Source organism: Bacillus sp. FJAT-28004 (genome assembly GCF_001280845.1).
Taxonomy (GTDB): domain Bacteria; phylum Bacillota; class Bacilli; order Paenibacillales; family Paenibacillaceae; genus Pristimantibacillus.
Window position 1 is genome coordinate 3,084,438 of record NZ_LGHP01000001.1, and the last position, 19,438, is coordinate 3,103,875.

General features: G+C 50.9%; 10 protein-coding genes. All 10 read right to left on the reverse strand.

The window, feature by feature from the left end; translation table 11 throughout:
- Positions 1 to 32: 32 nt before the first annotated feature.
- The 10 genes from AC787_RS13390 to AC787_RS13435 all read right to left on the reverse strand — a co-directional run bounded on the left by AC787_RS13390 (position 33) and on the right by AC787_RS13435 (position 19,326).
- On the reverse strand, positions 33 to 4,904 hold the full coding sequence (locus tag AC787_RS13390; RefSeq protein ID WP_152970629.1) for a X2-like carbohydrate binding domain-containing protein: 4,872 nt from the start codon (positions 4,902 to 4,904) through the stop codon (positions 33 to 35).
- Between the two features lie 210 nt (positions 4,905 to 5,114).
- Positions 5,115 to 6,812, reverse strand: coding sequence for a right-handed parallel beta-helix repeat-containing protein (locus AC787_RS13395; RefSeq protein WP_054025241.1), 1,698 nt, complete (start codon positions 6,810 to 6,812; stop codon positions 5,115 to 5,117).
- An 80-nt stretch (positions 6,813 to 6,892) separates the two neighbouring features.
- Positions 6,893 to 8,566: an extracellular solute-binding protein gene (locus AC787_RS13400; RefSeq protein WP_054025242.1), complete on the reverse strand. Its 1,674-nt coding sequence runs from the start codon at positions 8,564 to 8,566 to the stop codon at positions 6,893 to 6,895.
- A gap of 137 nt (positions 8,567 to 8,703) precedes the next feature.
- Positions 8,704 to 9,612 (reverse strand): carbohydrate ABC transporter permease, encoded by a 909-nt coding sequence (locus tag AC787_RS13405; protein ID WP_054025243.1) that lies wholly within the window; start codon positions 9,610 to 9,612, stop codon positions 8,704 to 8,706.
- 17 nt (positions 9,613 to 9,629) lie between these two features.
- Positions 9,630 to 10,559, reverse strand: a complete 930-nt coding sequence (locus AC787_RS13410) for an ABC transporter permease (protein ID WP_082360981.1) — start codon at positions 10,557 to 10,559, stop codon at positions 9,630 to 9,632.
- A gap of 311 nt (positions 10,560 to 10,870) precedes the next feature.
- Positions 10,871 to 12,532 carry an extracellular solute-binding protein gene (locus AC787_RS13415; protein ID WP_054025244.1) on the reverse strand — a complete coding sequence of 554 codons (1,662 nt, stop codon included), beginning with the start codon at positions 12,530 to 12,532 and terminating at the stop codon, positions 10,871 to 10,873.
- A gap of 36 nt (positions 12,533 to 12,568) precedes the next feature.
- A complete protein-coding gene (locus tag AC787_RS13420; protein ID WP_054025245.1) occupies positions 12,569 to 14,869 on the reverse strand; it encodes an AraC family transcriptional regulator in 2,301 nt (766 codons plus the stop codon).
- A 156-nt stretch (positions 14,870 to 15,025) separates the two neighbouring features.
- On the reverse strand, positions 15,026 to 17,353 hold the full coding sequence (locus tag AC787_RS13425; RefSeq protein ID WP_054025246.1) for a glycosyl hydrolase family 95 catalytic domain-containing protein: 2,328 nt from the start codon (positions 17,351 to 17,353) through the stop codon (positions 15,026 to 15,028).
- 67 nt (positions 17,354 to 17,420) lie between these two features.
- Entirely contained in the window at positions 17,421 to 18,518 is a 1,098-nt protein-coding gene (locus AC787_RS13430) for a mandelate racemase/muconate lactonizing enzyme family protein (protein WP_054025247.1), read from the reverse strand.
- Between the two features lie 22 nt (positions 18,519 to 18,540).
- A complete protein-coding gene (locus AC787_RS13435; RefSeq protein ID WP_063847526.1) occupies positions 18,541 to 19,326 on the reverse strand; it encodes an SDR family NAD(P)-dependent oxidoreductase in 786 nt (261 codons plus the stop codon).
- Positions 19,327 to 19,438: the final 112 nt, after the last annotated feature.

The window sequence follows — 19,438 nt, forward strand, 5'->3', positions numbered from 1 at the left end:
GCCCCCCTAATGATTTAGGAGGGCTCTCTCTATTATTTAATTGAAGCTGCCAAGATGTCGTCAAATGCCCAGTGCGTGCTAGGTACATCCCTCCACGGAGATTGCCCTACGCCGCTTGGCTTCTCTCTGCCAATCACCTTGTTGATGATACTAGCCGCTTCGGCACGCGTCAAAGCATGATCCGGCTTAAAGCTACCGTCCTGATAGCCGCTAATGATTCCAGCAGCCTGCACGTTCAGAATAGCAGTATACGCCCAATGACCCGAAATATCCGTAAAGCCTGTTCCTGTTTTCTCAGTGTCGCCTATAATCGAAGAAACAAGCTTGGCCATCTCGGCACGCGTAATCGATTTTCCAGCTCCGAATGTGCCGTTTGCGTAGCCTTGCATCAAGCCCATTCTGGTCACATTCGAAATGGCCTCCTTCGCCCAATCGGAATTGCGAACGTCGCTGTAAGCAATGTCCGCCGCTGCCTTCTCGCGATTTACGACTCTGGACAACATAGCCGCGATCTCAGCGCGGGTTACTTTGTTGTCCGGCTTGAAGGTGCCGTCTCCATAGCCGTTCATGTAGGCGTCATTCAAAAGACCCGGCGCTGCTGTCGGTGCTGCCGTTGGTGTTACATCTGGCGTTACTGCTGGCGGCGCTGTCGGCGCTGTCGTTGGTGTTGGTGTTGGTGTTGGCGTCGGTGTTGGTGTCGGCGTTGGCGTTGGCGTCGGCAATGTTGCGCTATTTACGGTGAACCTCACACCATCTATCCGCATAAAATCACCGGATTTTTTCACAGCCTTAAGCGTATGGACACCGTTTGTCAGCCCGGAAATGCTGTAAACGTCTTGCTGTGTGATCCTGCTCGCGTTATATGCACTTACCGTTTCCTTAAACACACCGTCTACGTAAATAGCGATGTCGCCCTGCGAAGATGACTTAGGCGCAAGCAATGCAATGCCTGTTCCTGTAAATGTATACTCCAAAAAGTCGTCATTCGTCATCGTATAGTGGATATCATTTTGATAATCCCCTTTGTAGGAGATCGCTAAGCTGACTGCTCCATCCGGCTGTACCGCTAAGTATTCCTTCTTGATTGTAATCACATTACCAGATATCGTGTAATCCTTGCCCGCTGCAAGAGGGGTCTCGCCATTCACAATACCAAGCAGGTTGCTTCCGTCAATGCCTAGCGTTGTCGTCACATCAGCCTGTGCCGTCTTGTCAAAGCTGGCTGAATCGGGGCTGATCATATCCGCTGTTTTGAATTTCAATTGATCCAGCAGCATGTAATAGCCCGATTTCTTAACAGCCTTAATGGTATGCGTCCCCTCGGAAAGCCCATCGATGCTGTATACGGTTTGCAGAATCTGCCTGCTTGCATTGTGCGTACTGATCGTTTGCTTGAACACGTTATCCACATAGATGTCGATATCGCCCTGCGAGGAATCCTTTTCTGTAATCACTTCAATGCCCGTGCCCACGAACGTAAACTCAAAATAATCGTTGTTGGCCTCGGTGTAATGCACATCATCCTTGTAATCACCAAACCCCCTATTTCTGCCATGCTGCCAAGCGCCTTTATACGAGATTTCGCTATCATCATTATTGATGGATACATAGCGGCCTCTGGACGTATCGCTCACCACAATCGTCAGGTTCTGAGCGGCGCCGCCGCTGAAGGACAAGGTCAGATTGGCCATACCGTTTGGTTTAGCCGAAAGATATTCCTTCTTGATCGTAAGCTGGCTGCCCGATACTTGGTAGTCGACGCCTGCTTGAAGAGCGGTACCGCCGTCGTCAACTCCGCTTAGGCTGTTGCCGTTAAAGGCAACATTCGTCGTAACATCGGCCTGTGCGGACGCTTTTTTGTCAAAGCTAAGCGCACTAGGGCTGATCGAGCTGTTCTGTCCAGTTGTATCGCTAACCGCAATCGACAAGGACTGCGAGGCTCCGTGATCGAAGCTAAAGCTCAAATTAGCTGTACCGGTCGGCAACGTTGCCAGATACCCTTTCTTGATCGTCACTTCGTCACCCGCTACGATATAATCAGTGCCGTCCAGCAATGCTGCTGCGCCGTTCGAAATGCCAACAAGCGTATTTCCGTTAAGCGTCATCGTGGTCGTGACGTCTTCCTGCAGGTCCGCTTTCTTATCGAAGCTTCCTGCGCCTGGGTTAATCGTGCTGTTTGCCGCCAATGAATCGATAACATCAACAGCTATTGTCTGAGTCGCTCCCCCGTTAAAAGCAAAGGTCAGGCTAGAAGGTCCAATCGGCTGGACGGCAAGATATTCCTTCTTGATCGTCACCGTATTACCTGAAACCGTGTAATCCGTATCCGAAACCAATGCTGCGGAGCTGCCCGTAATGCCGCTCAGGCTGCTTCCGTCGCCCGTTGTCGTCAATGTAAGGTCAGCCTGCTGTCCGGCAGCCTTGTCAAATACTCCTGTGTTCGCGCTAATCAAATCCGGCACGCTGATCCGCAATTTATCCAGCAGCAGGAAGTACCCCGATTTCTTCACCGCCTTGAGCGTGTGGGGACCGTTCGAGAGACCGGTTACGTTGAATACCGGCTGCTGCGCTAATCTGCCGATATTGTAGGTGCTTACGGTTTGCTGGAACTGGTTATCCACGTAGATGTCCACTTCGCCCTGGGAGGGATCCATTTCGGTAATGAATTCGATGCCCGTTCCCGTAAACGTATATTCAAAGAAATCGTTATTGTTCGCCTCGGCGTAATGCACGTCGTCCATATAATCGCCAAGTCCGCGGTTGTTGCTGCGGTTCCAGCCTCCCGTATATACGATAGACGTATCGTCGTCATTGACGGAAATCGAGCCGCCAATGGATGAATCTCTTACGACAAGTGAAACATGCTGCTCCGCACCCGCATCGAAGGTAAATGTCAACACCGTCGTTCCTGCCTCGAGCGCGACAAGAAATGCCTTCTTAATCGTCAGCTGGCTGCCTGATACGGTATAATCCGTGCCTGGCGCCAAAGCATTTCCATTAAGCGCTACCCCCGTTAATTGATTGCCGTTTAACGCTGTCGTCAGCGAAAGGTCGGCCTGGGCCGAAGACTTCTTGTCAAAGTTGACCGTTCCCGGTGTAACTTTGCTGTCCCTTATCGTCGTATCGCTTATCGTAACGACTAGCGTCTGCGAAGCTCCCCCGCTGAAGGTGAACTTCAAATTGGTCGTGCCTTCCTGCCTTGCCGCCAAATACTCTTTCTTGATGGTCACTTCATTATCGGACACCGTATAATCCGTACCCGGTGCCAGCGCTGACCCATTGTTCGAAATGCTGCTCAGCGTATTGTCATTAAGCGCCATAACCGTCGTCACATCCGCCTGCTCCTCGGTCTTCTTATTGAAGCTTGCCGTAGATGGGCTTATTGTGCTGTTTTGCGCCGTGGCATCGCTTACATCAATGACTAAATTTTGTTTGTCTCCAGCTAGCTCTTGACCGCCGTTTCTCGTCCAAGCGCCCGTGTACTTCATGCCGGTATCGTCATCGTTGGCGGCTGCCGTTCCGTCCAGCGCCACTACCTTGAACAAACGCGATCCATGCGAAGCCAAATCTACCGAGCTATAGCCGGTATTAAAAGTGCCCAAATCCTCATGGCTCCATAGGTCGCGAACCGTAGCCGGGCCAGTCAAGCCGATATCGCTCCAATTGACGTTAACCGTCGCAGCAGAGCTTCCGAGGTTAAAAAGTCCGACTGTATAGCTTCCGTCGCCGTTATTCGCATACCACACCTGTTGCTCGGTATCGGTCGACACCGGATGCCCCGGGCGGCCGGCCTGATTGACGGCGATGACCTCTTCGTTCGTGAGCAATTCCAGACCGTAGTCATCCAGTCGGGTCATATCGTTGCCGATATATAGCTGCGCCGACGACAAAGCCCAGAACGACATCGCCGTCTTGCGTTCGTCCGGCGTAATGCCGTCCATCGCCCCGTTACCGATGTTCAGCGAGTCGAAATCGTTCCAGCCGCCGGGACCAGCATGGCGCCAAAACTTCTCTGCTTTCGGAAAGAGCCTGACGACACTGCTCCAGTTCGTTAAAGCTCCCGCGCAATAACATTCGATATCCCAATCAACGCGCCAGCCGTTCGAATATTCCTTCCAGTGGTCGATATATTTGATGTCGAGCGCCCAGGACAGCTCCAGCCAGATATCATGCGGCTCAAGCGCCTGCGACCAGGCTTTTACGTCATCCCTCGAATCCAGAGAAAGGTCGGAGATGCCCGACCCCGGCGTGACGCTGTCGAACTTCAGAAAGTCGACGCCCCACTCGGCATAGAGATCGGCGATGGAGTCTATGTATTTTTGCGCGCACGCATTGGAGAAATCCATTTTGTAGCCAAAGCCCCATGAGTCCGACTCTTTCGTGGGGTCGCCGATATCCTTCATCGAACAGCCTGGTGCGTTGTAGATGGGCAAATCCTGATCATAGGCCTCCTGCGACAAGCCTGGAATGGTGTACAGGCCGAACTTCTGCCCGTTCGCATGAACGTAGTCGATGACCTCCTGCAGTCCGTCAGGAAAAAGCGTCGTGCTCGGAATCGGCCGGCCGTAACCGTCCATTCCCCCGTTCCAAGCCGCATCCACATTGATGTATTCATAGCCGTATGGCTGCAGCTTCTCATGCATCGCATCCGATTGTGCTTTAATCTGTTCGGCGGTAATCCACTTGCCTCCGTTGCCGCCATTAGTAGATTCCCAAACCTGCATGCTATAGCTGCTCCAGCCCATATACGGCTTAGCCGCTATTTCTTTCTTGGCCGCCTCCGCTACTTCGCCTCCCGGTGCGACTGTGCCCAGCTGCGCTGCCAATACAATAAATGCCAATAAATAAATTCGCGTCTTCCTCATCCAACTGCCCAAACTTTTCATCTCCTTTTTGTTATTCATTTGGTTACTCATTTGGAAACTCATTTGGTTATTCACTTTTGTTATTCGTTAACTCCCTCCTTTAGCAACATGCCGACTGTCAAATGATAGCGCTTACCATAAATCGATAATAGTAGAATTCCCTAGCGATCTTATAGGTACATTTTTCCGTTTTACGTACAATTACCCATATTTGAGGGGGCAATCCGCGCTTCGGCGTACCTTTACCGCCTAGGAGTAGCGGTTGCCGGTTACGGACACATCGTCGCAAGCTGTCAGCCGGATCGTTGCTCCGGCTTCCTTTAGCTTGCCGGGCAGGACGATCTGATTGTCCACGAATGTCAAATGTTCCACGCTCCTTGCTTCCAGCAAAGGAGCGTCCCGCATCTCGAACCGGTTGCCCTCAATAACGATACGGGCATGAACATATTGCTCTTCCTCCGCTTCCGAATTCTCCGGGGAAATGGCGATAACCGCGTGATCCGCGCCTCCGCACTCGACGAACGTATTGTCGCGTATGGTCAGGTTATCCACGCTGCCGGACTCGTACCAGCTTCCGGCGTCGCCCGCGACCAGTACCGCGCTCATGGTCATCCGCTCGAACCGGTTGCCCTCGATCAGCGCTCTTCCGCGCGTCGTCACCAAAACGCCGCGGGTCGGTATGCGGGCCATCCGGTTATTTACGATTTCCACCTCGGGCGTCCATGTCACATTCTCCACGACATCGTCGCCTCGCAATGCCTCCGGCACGTCCCTGTCCAGCTTAATCCGCATGACATGCGGGTCGACGAGCGCCGCCTCGATTACGACGGCTTCCGCATAGGCCGCAAGCGATTCGGAACGTATAAATTCGATGCAATCCCCTGGAAAAAACGCGGGAAAGCCGTAGCTTTGCGGATGCATAAACCGGAGCAGCACCTCGTCCGCCGAAGGCTTTCCCGCTACGCGCAAATAAGTGCCGTGCACGTTAATGACATCATCGTGTGCGCCGGCAAATCGGCTGTCCGCCACCCGGATAAGACCCCGGCAGCCCGATACATGAATGAAATCGGCAAAAGCCGCAACCGTGCGGCCCGTTTCCGGACGTGGTGCCAGCTCCATCCGCTCGAAGGAGACATCCTCGCTGAATTGGCATACGAGACCTAGGCCATGCATGAAATGCACGCCCATGTCGCTCCATTCGACCTTGCGGCTGCGGATGACGAGCGCGCCGACCTGATCCCGAATGCCGTCCCTTGTCTGGAGGACGCGCCCGACGGCCGTCGGCGGCATACGTCCGGCATCAAAAAACAGCCTGAGCCTTCCGGGTTCCCTCTCCTCTACGCGGGCAGCCGCAGCCACGGCGTTGTCGATACGCCAGGTCGTATCCGTCAACGGATCATACTCCTGCATCGGGCCGTCCCGAAAGCGCCACCCTTCACCCACCCAAGTGACCGCCCCGTTATCCGCTTCGTATCGGCTGTCCTTATGGACAGCTACGTCAAGGAAGCCGGCTCCTATTCCTTCGACCGTCATCTCGGCAACCGTGGGCTGCTCGTAATCCAGACGAAGGTTGCGGATGGCCACCTCCTCGCAGCCGTCGACAACGATCATCGTCTGTTTGCCATGGAAGACGAACAACGATCCGTTGCCGTCGAGGGTCACGTTCCGCAATCCTTGCAGAAGAATGCCGATCGTCTTCGTTACGTCGGGGTTTTCATCGAAGCTTGCCGTATTGGAAATATAGTATTTCGCCTTTGTTGCGTGCGTGGGATAGAAATCGTACCGTCCCCTCTCGCATGACAGAACGACGGGACCCGCGATTCTTACCGCTTCTTCGATCGCCCTGCGCATCGCAGCCGCCGTGTCTTCCCCCGAATCCGGCCTGCCCCCGAATTCGGCCAAACGGATGACGGTGTGTGGAATGTTCATTGTGTTCACCTCATTCATTGGATTTCCATTGCTCCTGGCGCGCCGTGAGACCAAGAGAATCGGACGCTTCATAGGAAGCGCCCGAATGTGATCTCTATCTAAGATTGTGCCGATGCGTCGTAAGCAGATTGCAGAATTTCAAGGTAACGGTCAAGCTTCAGGTCTTTCAAGCCTTTAACGTAGCTGTCCCAGTCTTTGTCCAGATCCTTGTTGCCCGTTACGAATTGAAGCGAGCTTTGCTCGATATAATTGCGGATGTTCGTCTGCAGCATGCTCATCTCGTCGCTTTGCGCCGGATCTACCCAGATCGACCAGAACGGGAACAGCTCCTTCGGTTCGTTGCCTTCGTACAGCTTCGTCGCTGCATAAAGCCTGCGCTCGTAGTTAGCCGAATCGTAAATGTCCGTCCCTTGTACCCAGCTGTCCCGATACTCCTTCGGCATATAGAAGTGACCCATACCGGACCACCCTGCATTCCTCGGCTCTTCGCCCTCTTTGCCCGGAATCGTTTTAACCTTAGGCTCAACGCCCTCGCCGAGAGCTTTGTCGCCTGGCGCCGGATCTTCCCAATCGATGCCCTTCATGCCGGATCCGCCGTTGGTTTGGCCTTCAGCCGTGTACATATAGTCCGCAAGCTTGATCAGAGCGATCTGTGCCTCTTCGCTTGCTTTGTTCGTGATGACGAATTTCCCGCCTGGAGAAACACCACCGTTGTCATGCGTAGCGAGTGCTCCGTTTGGCCCTTGAAGCGGAGGTACCGGATTATATTTGGCAGAACGCGGACCAGCCAGATCAATGAAGATTGCCGGATGCATGCCTGCGCCGGCACCCAAAATTTCAGCATCCGCATTTTCGCCGATTTTCTTGAACGCCTCGGCGTTTTGCGTAAACGCACCCGGATCGATCAACCCTTCGTCATAAAGCGACTTGACGTAAGCGAGGCCCTCTTTCCATTCCGGTTTGATGGCAGCGGATTCAACCTTACCGCTTGACATGTTCAAATAGTTTCTATCGTCGTTGTATACGAAGCCGCTCATAAGAAATGGAAGGACGCGCACGCCAAATTCTTCCGTCGAACCGCTCAGCGCCACTTCGTCCGCTTTGCCGTTACCGTTCGGATCCTGCGTTTTAAACGCTTTCAGGACATTTTTGAAATCTTCTGGCGTTTTCGGCATATCCAGCTTCAACTTATCCAGCCATTCCGTGTTGATCCACATTTTGTTCGGATAGGAGCAGTGGAAGCACTGTGTATAAGCCACTAGACTGTAAATCTTGCCATCCGGAGCTGTATTCAGCGTCTTCAGATCCGAATTGGACTCCATGGCGGCTTTAATGTTCGGCGCATACTTATCAATGAGATCATTTAATGGAACGATGACTCCCTGCTGCCCGAATTTCAGCAAGTCGGCTTGCGAAAACTGATCGATATAATGAGTCAAAATGTACGCATCTGGATAATCTCCACTTGCAAGGGAAATCTGGCGTTTCTCCTTCGCGCCGTCCGAAGGAACCAATTCGAAATTAAATTTAATATTGAACATGTCCTGTACATGCTTCGTGAACTTGTTGGTCGGCAGGTCGATGCCCTGCTCTTGAACGGCAAACACGCTGATCTCTACTGGTTTCGACGGGGTATCCGCTGCCGATCCTGATGTGTTCCCCTCAGGCGACCCATTATTCGAACCCGATTTTCCATTATCACTTGAACAAGCTGAAAGCACCATGACCATTATGAGAATGAGCGACATCAAACTCCAGCTAAACTTTTTCATTTCATTTTGCCCCCTAAGCATAATTAGATATTGTATAGCTGTTTCCTGCAGGCTTACCACATAGAAACATGAACGCACTTCTCAAATGCTTACATAACCCCCACCTCCTTTTTCCGATAGCTCGGAATCGCCGTCAATTAGCCTTTGACAGAGCCGACTAGCATGCCCTGAACGAAATAGCGCTGCACGAACGGATAGATGATCAGAACCGGAAGTGTAGCCACGACGATTAACGAATATTTGAGCAGCTCAGCGAGCTGAGCCCTTTGTATTTGTACGCTTAGATCCATGGCTCCCGCGCTGTTGTTCTGAATGATAATGCTCCTCAGCACAAGCTGAAGCGGATATAGCTTGTCGGATTTCAAATAGATAAGCGCATCGAAATACGAATTCCATTGTCCAACGGCATACATCAGGAGAAGCACGGCCAAAATCGGCTTCGACAAAGGAATTACGACGCTGCCAAGAAAACGCCAATCGCTGCACCCGTCGATTTCACTCGCTTCGACCAGCTCACTTGGAATCGTGGATTGAAAGAATGAGCGCGCAATGATGACCTGCCATACCCAGATTGCGTTCGGAATGAGCAAAGCCAGGCGGGAATCGATCATTCCCATCTCCTTAACGACAAGATAAGTCGGAATGAGTCCCCCGCTGAACAGCATCGTAAACATGATCATCATCAAGATGCCCTTTCGGCCAAAAAACGATTTTCTTGAAAGTGGATAAGCCAGCATAACTGTCAGCGTTACGCTGATGATCGTTCCAACCGACATATAGAACAAGGAATTTCCGTAACCAGTCATGATTAGCGGCGTCTTCATTATCGTTTGGAAGCCCCGAAACGAAATGTCTACCGGCCAAAGCCAAACCTTTCCGGATACGACAGCTGCCGGACTGCTAATCGAGCTGCTGACAATGTAGATGAGCGGATACAAAACGGCAACGAGCACGAGGCTCAAAATGACATAGATCGCAAAAATTAAAATTCTGTCGCCGGCCGACTCCCTTATTTTGCTTTTGGGTACCGTCGATGAAATAGCCATATACAATTCCCCCTAAATTACCAGATGCTGTTATTCGAAATTCGTTTTGCGAAGCTGTTTACCGCAACCAGAAGGATGAGATTGATTACGGAATTCAACAAGCCGACTGCCGTAGCAAAGCTATAGTTCGCATTCAGCAGGCCCATGCTGTACACATAAGTGGCGATGACCTCTGACGAAGGCAGGTTAAGCGAGTTTTGTAGCAAATAAATTTTCTCGAAGCCGATCGACATGATGTTGCCTACGTTCAGAATCAGGATAATGGTTATAGTCGGAAGGATACCGGGCAAATCGACATGCCAGATTTTCTGAAAGCGCGACGCTCCGTCCACTTTGGCAGCCTCGTACAGTGTCGGATCTATGCCAGCGAGCGCCGCAAGATAGATAACCGCTGCGTATCCAGCCGTCTGCCAAATGTCCGACCATACATAAATCGAACGGAACATGTCGGGCTCGCCCAGAAAGTTGACCGGCTCAAAACCGAAGTATTGGAGCGCGATATTAACAAAACCAAGCCGTGGCGCCAAAAAAAGCATAATCATGGACACCATAACGACAGTGGAAATAAAATACGGGGCGAATGTGACAAGTTGAATGAACCGCTTGAAACGGCCGTTTCGTATCTCGTTCAGCATGAGCGCCAGCAGAATCGGAATCGGAAAACCTGCCAGCAGCTGATAGAAACTCAGAAGCAGCGTATTTTTGATAAGTGTCCAGAAAATAGGATTTTCGAAAAACAGTCTAAAATATTTAAACCCGACCCAAGGGCTGCCCCAGATTCCCTTTACGACGTTATAGTCCTTAAATGCCAGAACTGCATTGATCATCGGAAAGTATTTAAAAATGAGGAAGTATAGCAGCGGCGGAATGACGAGCAAATAGAGCTGCCAATGCGACCGCAAACTCTTGGCCGCTTGCCTCCCATACCCGTTCTTGATTGAATACATGTTCTTAATCTGTTGATCTTTTCTTGTTGTTTGCTGCAGCAGAACGATCCCTCCTATTATGTTTCCCCTGTTTGTGTTAGCGCTTTCTTGAGGCCAATAATAATCCACTTCATCTGTCGTTGTGTAGGTACAATTGGTCATTTTTACGTACATTCTCCCTCTGCAAGGGGGGACATTTCTTCTCTGTACGTCCAGTATTATCGCGGTTTATCTACTTCCGCACCCCTATGCTCGTATTCAGGGTATCCGCGCAAAAATAAAAGGCGAATTCTCATTCAAAATAGAATGAAAATTCTCCTTCGGGTTCTTTCTTACTGATTGTTATTATTTCTCGATTGGTCATACGCTTTTTGCATGATTTCAATAAACCGGCCGATCTGCATATTTTCCAGCCTGCTCACATAGCTTGTCCAATCTTTATCCAAATCCAAGTTGCCAGTAATGAATTGCAGAGTGCTTTGATTGATATAATTGATCAGGTTCGTATGAAGCATGCCTGCTTCGTCGGTTAGCGCCGGATCAACCCAAGTGGTCCAGACCGGGAATACTTCCGCCGGTTCATGACCTTCGTATAGCAGCGTCGCTTCAATGAGCCTTCGTTCATATCCGTCAGGCGCGTAAATGTCTTTGCCTGCAACCCAGCTTTCGCGGTATTCTCTTGGCATATAAAAATGCGCCATCCCGCTCCAGCCGGAATTCGTTGGCACTGCATTCTCAATTGGAATTAATGTCGCGAAATTCGGTTCGATCCCTTCGCCAAGTGCTTCTTCGCCCGCAATCGGCTTTCTCCAGCCGACGCCCTCAAGTCCCGATTGCGATATGGTTTGTCCTTCTGGTGTGTACATGTAATCCACCATTCGGATCAGAGCGATTTGCGCTTCCCTGCTCGCTTTATTCGTAATGACGAATTTAGCGCCCGGCTGCAAGCCGCCGACGGCAAAAGTTGCATAAGAGGCATAGGGCCCCGCCAGCGGCGGCAGCGGTGCATAGTCCTTTGTGCGTTCGCTCACGAAAATAGCGGGGTGCATGCTAGCGGCGGCACCAATGATTTCCGTATCCGCGTTGTCTCCGGCTTTTTTCAGCGCTTCCGCATTTTGAATAAACGCTCCCGGATCAATTAAGCCCTCGTCATACAGCGACTTGATGTAGGCGATGCCTTCCTTCCACTGCGGCTTGTTAGCCGCCGTATCCACCTTGCCGTTGTTCATATACAAATAATTGCGGTCATCGTCGTAAATGAATCCGTTCATTAGATAAGGAATGATATGAACGCCAAAATCCTCCATCGAACCGCTCAGCGGTACTTCGTCCTGCACGCCGTTTTGATTCGGGTCGTTATGCTTGAAGGCTCTTAGCATCGTTGTGAATTCGGCTGTCGTCTTGGGCATGTCCAGCCCCAATTGCTCCAACCACTTCGTGTTCACCCACATTTTGTTCGGGTAGGAGCAGTGGAAGCATTGGCTGTAGGCGACAAGTCCGTAAATATTGCCGTCAGGCGCCGTATTCAAAGCTTTAAGCAGAGGCTCCTTCTCCATGGCCGTTTTAATGTTAGGCGCAAATTGGTCAATGAGCTCGTTAAGCGGCAGAAATACGCCTTGCTTGCCATATTTCAACAGATCGGATTGCGAAAACTGGTCGATGTAGGCCGTTAACAGGTAGGCATCGGGAAAATCGCCGCTCGCAAGCGAAATTTGCCGTTTCTCCTTGGCACCGTCCATCGAAATAATGTCCCAGTTAAACTTCGCGTTAAACTTGTTCTCCAGTAATTTCGTAAAATCATTGCTCTTCAAATCGATGCTGGAATCCTGCTGGGCGAACACTTTAATCTCAACCGGCGCGCCCGGGGAGCCCGCCGAATTCGCCGAGGCGTCCGCCTCACCCGTTTCAGACGGCCCGTTGCTCTGCGAGCACGCGGCCAGCAGCAGGCTGATAATCAATATAAGCGCCGATAAGCCAGCGATTCTTTTTTTCAACCTAATCCTCCCCCTGTCTGCTGCGCGGCCGGACGCTTAAATTTTGATCGATTGCCGATAAGAGCTCGGCGCAACACCCATCACCCGCTTGAAGGCTCTACGGAAGGAATGTGAGCTGTTATACCCTACGCGGGCCGCAATCTCATCGACGGTGCAAGCATTCGTTCTCAGCAGGGCGGTAGCTTGCTCGATTCTAATCATCTCCAAGTAGTCGGATACGTTAATATCCGTTACCTCCTTGAACAATTGCGAGATGTATTTCTCCGGCCGCTCCACTTTTTCCGCAATTCGGTATAAGGTCAGCTCGGAGTCGCCATAGGCCTCGGCAATAAATTTTTTGATTTCCTCGACGGTTTGAATATGGGCATGATTCTTTTTGCTGTTGATCACGCTGCATAACGCTTCCACGATTTCGACGATTTCATCCTGTATCACGCCTATGGCGTTGGACGCTTGAATGCCGATGATTTGGTTTTTTAACGAATGCAGCAGCTCTGATTCCATAAACGCCTTCTGATCGAGCAATTTGAGCAGCGTACCCTTCAGCTCACCAACCAGCTGCTGCTTCATCTCGACGGATAGCTGCTGGTTTTCCATGTTTTTCTCCATAACGGACAGAACCATCCGCTTCGCCTCGTCCGGCTCGCCAGCGCGAATCGTGCTGATCAACCGCTGCTCAATGTCCATCGGATAGTAATAAGTAGCCGTCTCCGGCCTGGAGTCGCTAAACCATACGAAGCTCGTCTTGCTGTTATATTCGGCATATTCCATCGTTTGCTTCGCTTGCTCATAAGAATGGCTCACGTCGATAATCGCCAGGAAGGCGTCCCCGAACGCTGCCGTGATCGAAATTTTGTACTCCGCATATGCGATTTCGGCCAGCTTCTCGAGCGTAACTTCCATTCTCTGCCTGGTTTCCTCGAACCCCAAGTCCCCTTCCTTCGTCGTAAAGATGGTGACGATTCGGTCCGACCCGAGATCCGTCATATGAAGCCGGCTGTCCAGATCGGATAACGTCTGCTTCAAAATCAGCCTCGCGGCATACAGCTCATTCAAAATTTCGACACTGTCCATGCCGGAATAGCCGTTGATCTGCAAAATGCCAACGTATCCCTCATTCGTTTCGAAGCTCGTGTCGGCCTGCGCCGCGGCAGCGGAAATTTCCTCCGAGGTCTGGAAATCCCCGGCAACGAGCCGTTTCAAGAAGCCGTCTCTTACCAGCGGAAGCTGGCGTTTTAATTCATTCTCAAGATGCCGGTTGCTCGTCATGATGCTCGATATGTTACCATGCAGAAAGTCGTACTCATTCCGAACCGTAATCCCATCCTTGCCGAACTGCTCTTTCATGACCGTAAGCAGCCGATTGATTGGCGCGCTGTTTCGGTAAGACAGCAGCAGGCCAGCCAGAAGTCCGAGCAGCAAAGCGGCGCCCGTCACAAGCCACGTAATATATTTAATTTGATTCGCGTTTTCCATCAGCACCTGCCTAGGAATTCCCGCTCTATAGGTCCAGCCGTTTTGTTCGGAATGAATGGTGATAACGAGGTCGTCGTTATAGAACTGGCTGACCTTATCCTGTCCGAGCCGAGCATCCGAAGACAGTTTTTTGGCAGCGGCATCGCTAATTCCCCGTAGTCCAACTGTATTTCCCTGCGCATCGCTAATATGGGCCCAGCCGCCGTACCGGTCCTCAAATCCTGCCAACAGGCTCGATATGTTTTCTTCATCAATGATGACAACGACGGTAGCCGGGGACGAGCCGCTGAAGCTGTCCAGCGGAAGAGACTGCATATACGTTACGACCGACGTCTTCTTTGTGTTACTCGTAAAGGAGCGAAGCGGCATAATTTCGCTGCGGTGCGTTTTGTCCAGCACCGACTTCTTCCACTCCTCGAGCGAAAGATCGTTATAGCGGAAGTTCTGGTAATAATGCTCGGGCCTGAAGTAGGCCGAGCCCTGCGTGAAGATCACGTCATAATTATTTAAGTAGATAAAATAGTTTTGCAAAAAATCGTTGGTCTGGCTGAATGGCGTTACCTGCTTCACCATGCTCCAAATGCCGTACACATTGACTTCATCGCCTGTTTTCTTCTCGTTCATCAATTTATTTAAATCGACGTTTAAGGCAAGCTGCCTAGTAAAGCCCTCGACCTCATCCATTCTTCTCTCCAAAATCTCTTGGCTTCGCTGCAGCTGCGTGACGCTATTTTCAATGGAGATGGATTGTGTTACCGCAATTGAAGTGCGATAGGAAACGAAGCCCGCTATGCTTGGAATGATCAGAATAATAAGATAGGATAGGAGAAACTTTCGAAATATGGTGGAGTACTTTGGCACGGCCAACCCACCTCTCTGAAATAATAGCGCTTACATAATAAGAGCAGCACTTAAAACGCTTAAAAAAAAGCTTCGCTCATCCATAATAACCTAATGATACGAAAAGACAACTACTATTAACAGTCAAGTAGTTGTCTTTTTCTTTTATATGGTTAATTACATGCCTGCTTCTTGCTTTTCCAGAACCTGCAGGTCTTTGCCGAACCTATAGACATGGCCGGGAATAAGCGTAAGCGGCACGGCTTGCTCGCCGAATCGCACGATTGTATCACCCGCCGAAAACGCCCGGATGGTCGCTTCCGTCAGCACACCATTCTCCCAAGCGGCGTCAACCTCCGCATTTCCTTTTACCCGCAGTCCCTTATATGAGCCCTTGGACAAAACACTCGGGAGCGCCGGCAGCAAATGGATTTCACCCGCATGGCTTTGCAGGAGCAAATCGGCCACAGCCGCTGTTCCACCGTAATTGCCGTCAATGACGAAAATATTCGTCTCTGCTCCGGCAACTCCCGCCTTGGAATACGTCAGCATATTATCGAAGCACAGCTCCCCGATCAGATGGGTGATATGCCGCAGTGCACGGTCACCGTCATGCAATCTGGAAAAGCCGGTAGCGAACAGTGCAGCTGTAAATTCAATATCCTCAAGTTCATCGGTCTGCATTCGGCCCAGCAGCGTTTCCTTAGCGGCAGCGCTTAGTTCAGGCGTTTGCCTCGGCGTAATCTGATTGCCTGGATATAAGGCGAAGAGATGCGCTAGATGACGATGCTCCGGCTGGGCTTCCTCATAATCCTCGAGCCATTCCTGCAGCTGTCCCTTCTTCCCGATCATGAGCGGCGGCAGCAGCGCTATCGCTTGCTTCAGCTTCTCCTGAAGCTCCGGATCCGTTTGCAGCAGCTCGGCAGTCTCTAGACAGAAGGTGAACAAATCCCGCACCAGCACCTGATCCATCGTCGAGCCCATCGACAGCTGCTGCGCGCCTTCCTCGCGGTTGCTCGTATAAAAGCTGTTCTCGGGCGAGTTCGACGGTCCAGTTACGAGCCAGCCATTGCCCGAATGCACCGTCATATAGTCGAGGAAGAAAACGGCCGCTTCCTTCATAACCGGATAGGCTTGCTTCGTTAAAAACTGATGATCAAGCCCATACTCATAATGCTCCTTCAAATGAGTCGCAATCCATAATCCGCCCGTTACATTAAGACCCCAGCCCGTTTCCCAGCCCGGAGCCGAGAAGCCCCAAGCGTTCGAGAATACATGCGCCACCCAGCCCTCGCTTCCGTAGAAATCCTGAGCCGCTTGCCTGCCCGCGACAGATAAGCGTTCAATATAGTTCATCAAAGGAACATGGCATTCGGCCAAGTTGCTTATTTCCGTCGGGTAATAGTTCATCTCCGTATTGACGTCCAGATGGTAATCACAGCTCCAAGCCATGCTATTCGCTTCTCCGTCGTTCCAAATGCCTTGCAAATGGAGCGGCAGCGGCGAATCCTCGCGCGAGCCGGCAATCGTCAAATAGCGGCCGTATTGGAAAAACAATGCCACTAAATCAGAATCATCATACTGCCCATTCCGAAAATGCTTCATTCGCTCGTCTGTTGGAAGCTTCGCGCTCGCCGTATCGCCTAAATCAATTGCCACTCGAGCATACAAATCGCGATAATCCGCAATGTGATCCTCTTTCAAGCGCTCATATCCCTTGGCAATTGCCGCCTCGACCTGCACATGACATTCCGAAGCCCATTCCTCATCTGTCCTGCCATAATCCGTATTCATGGCGAAATATATATATGCCTCATCCGCATGCGATACAATGATTTCATTATCGCCGGTTTGGACGATGCCGCCCACAGCAACAACCTTTACCTTGCCCTCGCAAAATACCCCGCACTTCCCGTTGCTGTGCACTTCTTCCGTTGCTTGGCCGCGAAACTCGAGTGTGTCGTTATTCGTAACCGTCGTTGCAAAATCTCCTGTGCGCCCTTGTATGTTCAGCGAGAAGGATATCGCCCCAGCTTGCTCACTCTTCATACGCGATACGACAATGCCGTCGGCATGCGTGGCGAACGTTTCACGGGTAATCTTATTGCCGGAGCTTGTATAGGAAACCTGCGCGATCGCATTTTCCAAGCTTAGCTCGCGTACCAGGTCTTCCCCTTGCTGTTCGAAGCGCAGAGAGATATCGCAGACAGACAGGTTTGTACCGAAGTTTTGTTTCTTAGGCTGCAGCGCTTGCTTAGCCAGTCTGTCACCCTCATTATAATTCCCCTTGAAAAATTGCTCTCTCATCTGCTCCAGATTGGCTTTCGCGTTTCCGCTTCCTTGAATACGCTCTACCTGACCCGACCAATAGGTAATTTCCGTCATGCTCCATGTTTCACTTTCAATGCCACCGTGAATGACGGCGCCTATTCTTCCGTTGCCTATCGGCAGTCCTTGCTTCCAGCCGGCTGCCGGCCCTGAATACCAAAGCTTTGAATGATTCATGCAGTACCCATCCTTTAAATATCAGATTTAATTACGAAATAATTGGTCCGTTTTCCTAGTTTCTTATTTATCGAATACGGAACTCATTAAAGTATTTAGGAATGATTTCAGTGGAAGCGCCCGGAAGCTCTGGAAGTACATACTGTCCATTCTTGACGGTGGCTGGCTCAACAAATATCGTTCTAATCCAAGGAATATACTCAAGCATAATAGCCCCTGGTGTGGCAGCAACCAGATGCTGGTGAATTTGTCCCATATCGCCTACATGCGGGCAGATCGGAATGTCATACGAAGCAGCAAGCCCTGCGACCTGCAGCCACTCTGTAATGCCCGCTACCCTCGTAACGTCAACTTGACAGTACTCGATAGCCCCTTGATGGATATAATCACGGAACGCGTACTTCGAGTACACATGCTCACCAAGTGCGATCGGCACATTCAGTGCATCGGCCAGCTTCTTGTGACCTAGAATATCATCAGGATTAAGCGGCTCCTCCAGCCAAAACAAATCAAATTCTTCCAGCTTCTTGCCCCAGGTCATCGCCGTATTGATATTCCATTGCTGATTGACGTCGATCATAAAAATCACCTGGTCGCCAATCGCTTTGCGAACCGCCTTCACTCGGTCATAATCCTCATGCGGATCCGACTTGCCAACCTTGATTTTCACCCCTGTAAAGCCCTGCTCGACGATGTCCGTTACGTCCTTCAGCAAACGCTCCTTCGACCAATTCAACCAGCCGCCGTTCGTGTTATACGCTTTGATGCCTTTTGATTTATGTCCGCCCAGGTACTGCCATAGCGGCTTGTTAGACGCCTTCGACATAATGTCCCATAACGCGATATCAACGGCAGCAAGCGCCATATGCGTGATGCCTGCCCGTCCGATCCAATGCATTTTTCCATACCGCAGCGTCTCCCAAATCTCCTTAACCATAAAAGGGTCTTTGCCGATCAACTCAGGAGCATAGTAACGATCAATCGTATCGACGATCATATCATCGCCATGGGCGCAGGTTCCCGTGTAGCCGTATCCCACATAACCTTCATCCGTAAAAATACGAACGCCTGACAGCCCCCAATGCGTCGCCACATTAATGGCATCGGTTATCGGCGGGTCTATCGGCACGTGAAGCACGAAAGTTTCTACTTTTGTAATTTTCATTTTTAACTCTCCCTTGGTTTTGTTAATAGCCGAGCGAGGCGCCACCCTCAACTGGCAGCGCTACTCCGGTTATGAATGCCGCTTGCTGCGAAGCCAGATACAACACCGACTGCGCAACCTCCTCCGAAGTTGCTGGCCGGCCAAGCGGATGCATCGCATTCAGCGCAAGTATCGTTGCCGCTTGATCAGGCTGCTGCCTCGTCCATTCCTCTAATAAAGGTGTCATCACACCGGCCGGACACACACAGTTGACTCTTACACCATCCGCCGCAAAATCGAGCGCTAATGACTTCGTCAGCGCTATAATAGCTCCTTTGGAAGCCGCATAAATCGGATTCTGTCGTTGGCCTATAAGGCCGTTCAGCGAAGCCATATTCACAATCGTGCCCTTGGTTTGTCGCAAAAGCGGTATCGCGTGCTTGATCATCAGATACACACCCTTCACATTTACCGCAAGGACATGATCAAACGCCTGCTCATCGATTTCCTCAATCGGCTTTGGCAATATAACGGCAGCATTGTTGTACAGCACATCGAGCTGGCCGAATGCTTGAAGCGTTTCAGCCATGAGCGCCTCAACCGCAATCGCACATGATACATCCGTCTGAATAGCGATCGCACGCACTTTTGGAAACCCTTTCAAAACTCCTTGTTGCTCATTGATTTCATCAGCCACACGCTGCCCTTCAGGCCCGTCCCAATCCGCAACAACGACATATGCTCCCTCAGCAGCGAACAACCTCGCGCTTTCCTCGCCGATGCCAGAACCGCCGCCAGTTATGAGTACAACCTTATCTTTAAATCTCAAGGACATTCCTCCGTTTACACACAATCGTTAACCTAGCTAATAAAAAGATTTATGTTGTTAATTGATCCACATTAGCAATTACTGTTCATTCCCTAATATTTTTGTTATTGTA

Excerpts from the sequence above, each read along its gene's own strand:
- AC787_RS13405 (WP_054025243.1), bottom strand. The coding sequence starts at position 9,612 with ATGGCTATTTCATCGACGGTACCCAAAAGCAAAATAAGGGAGTCGGCC.
- AC787_RS13410 (WP_082360981.1), bottom strand. The coding sequence starts at position 10,559 with ATGTATTCAATCAAGAACGGGTATGGGAGGCAAGCGGCCAAGAGTTTG.
- AC787_RS13430 (WP_054025247.1), bottom strand. The coding sequence starts at position 18,518 with ATGAAAATTACAAAAGTAGAAACTTTCGTGCTTCACGTGCCGATAGAC.
- AC787_RS13395 (WP_054025241.1), bottom strand. The coding sequence starts at position 6,812 with ATGAATGAGGTGAACACAATGAACATTCCACACACCGTCATCCGTTTG.
- AC787_RS13400 (WP_054025242.1), bottom strand. The coding sequence starts at position 8,566 with ATGAAAAAGTTTAGCTGGAGTTTGATGTCGCTCATTCTCATAATGGTC.
- AC787_RS13425 (WP_054025246.1), bottom strand. The coding sequence starts at position 17,353 with ATGAATCATTCAAAGCTTTGGTATTCAGGGCCGGCAGCCGGCTGGAAG.
- AC787_RS13390 (WP_152970629.1), bottom strand. The coding sequence starts at position 4,904 with ATGAATAACAAAAAGGAGATGAAAAGTTTGGGCAGTTGGATGAGGAAG.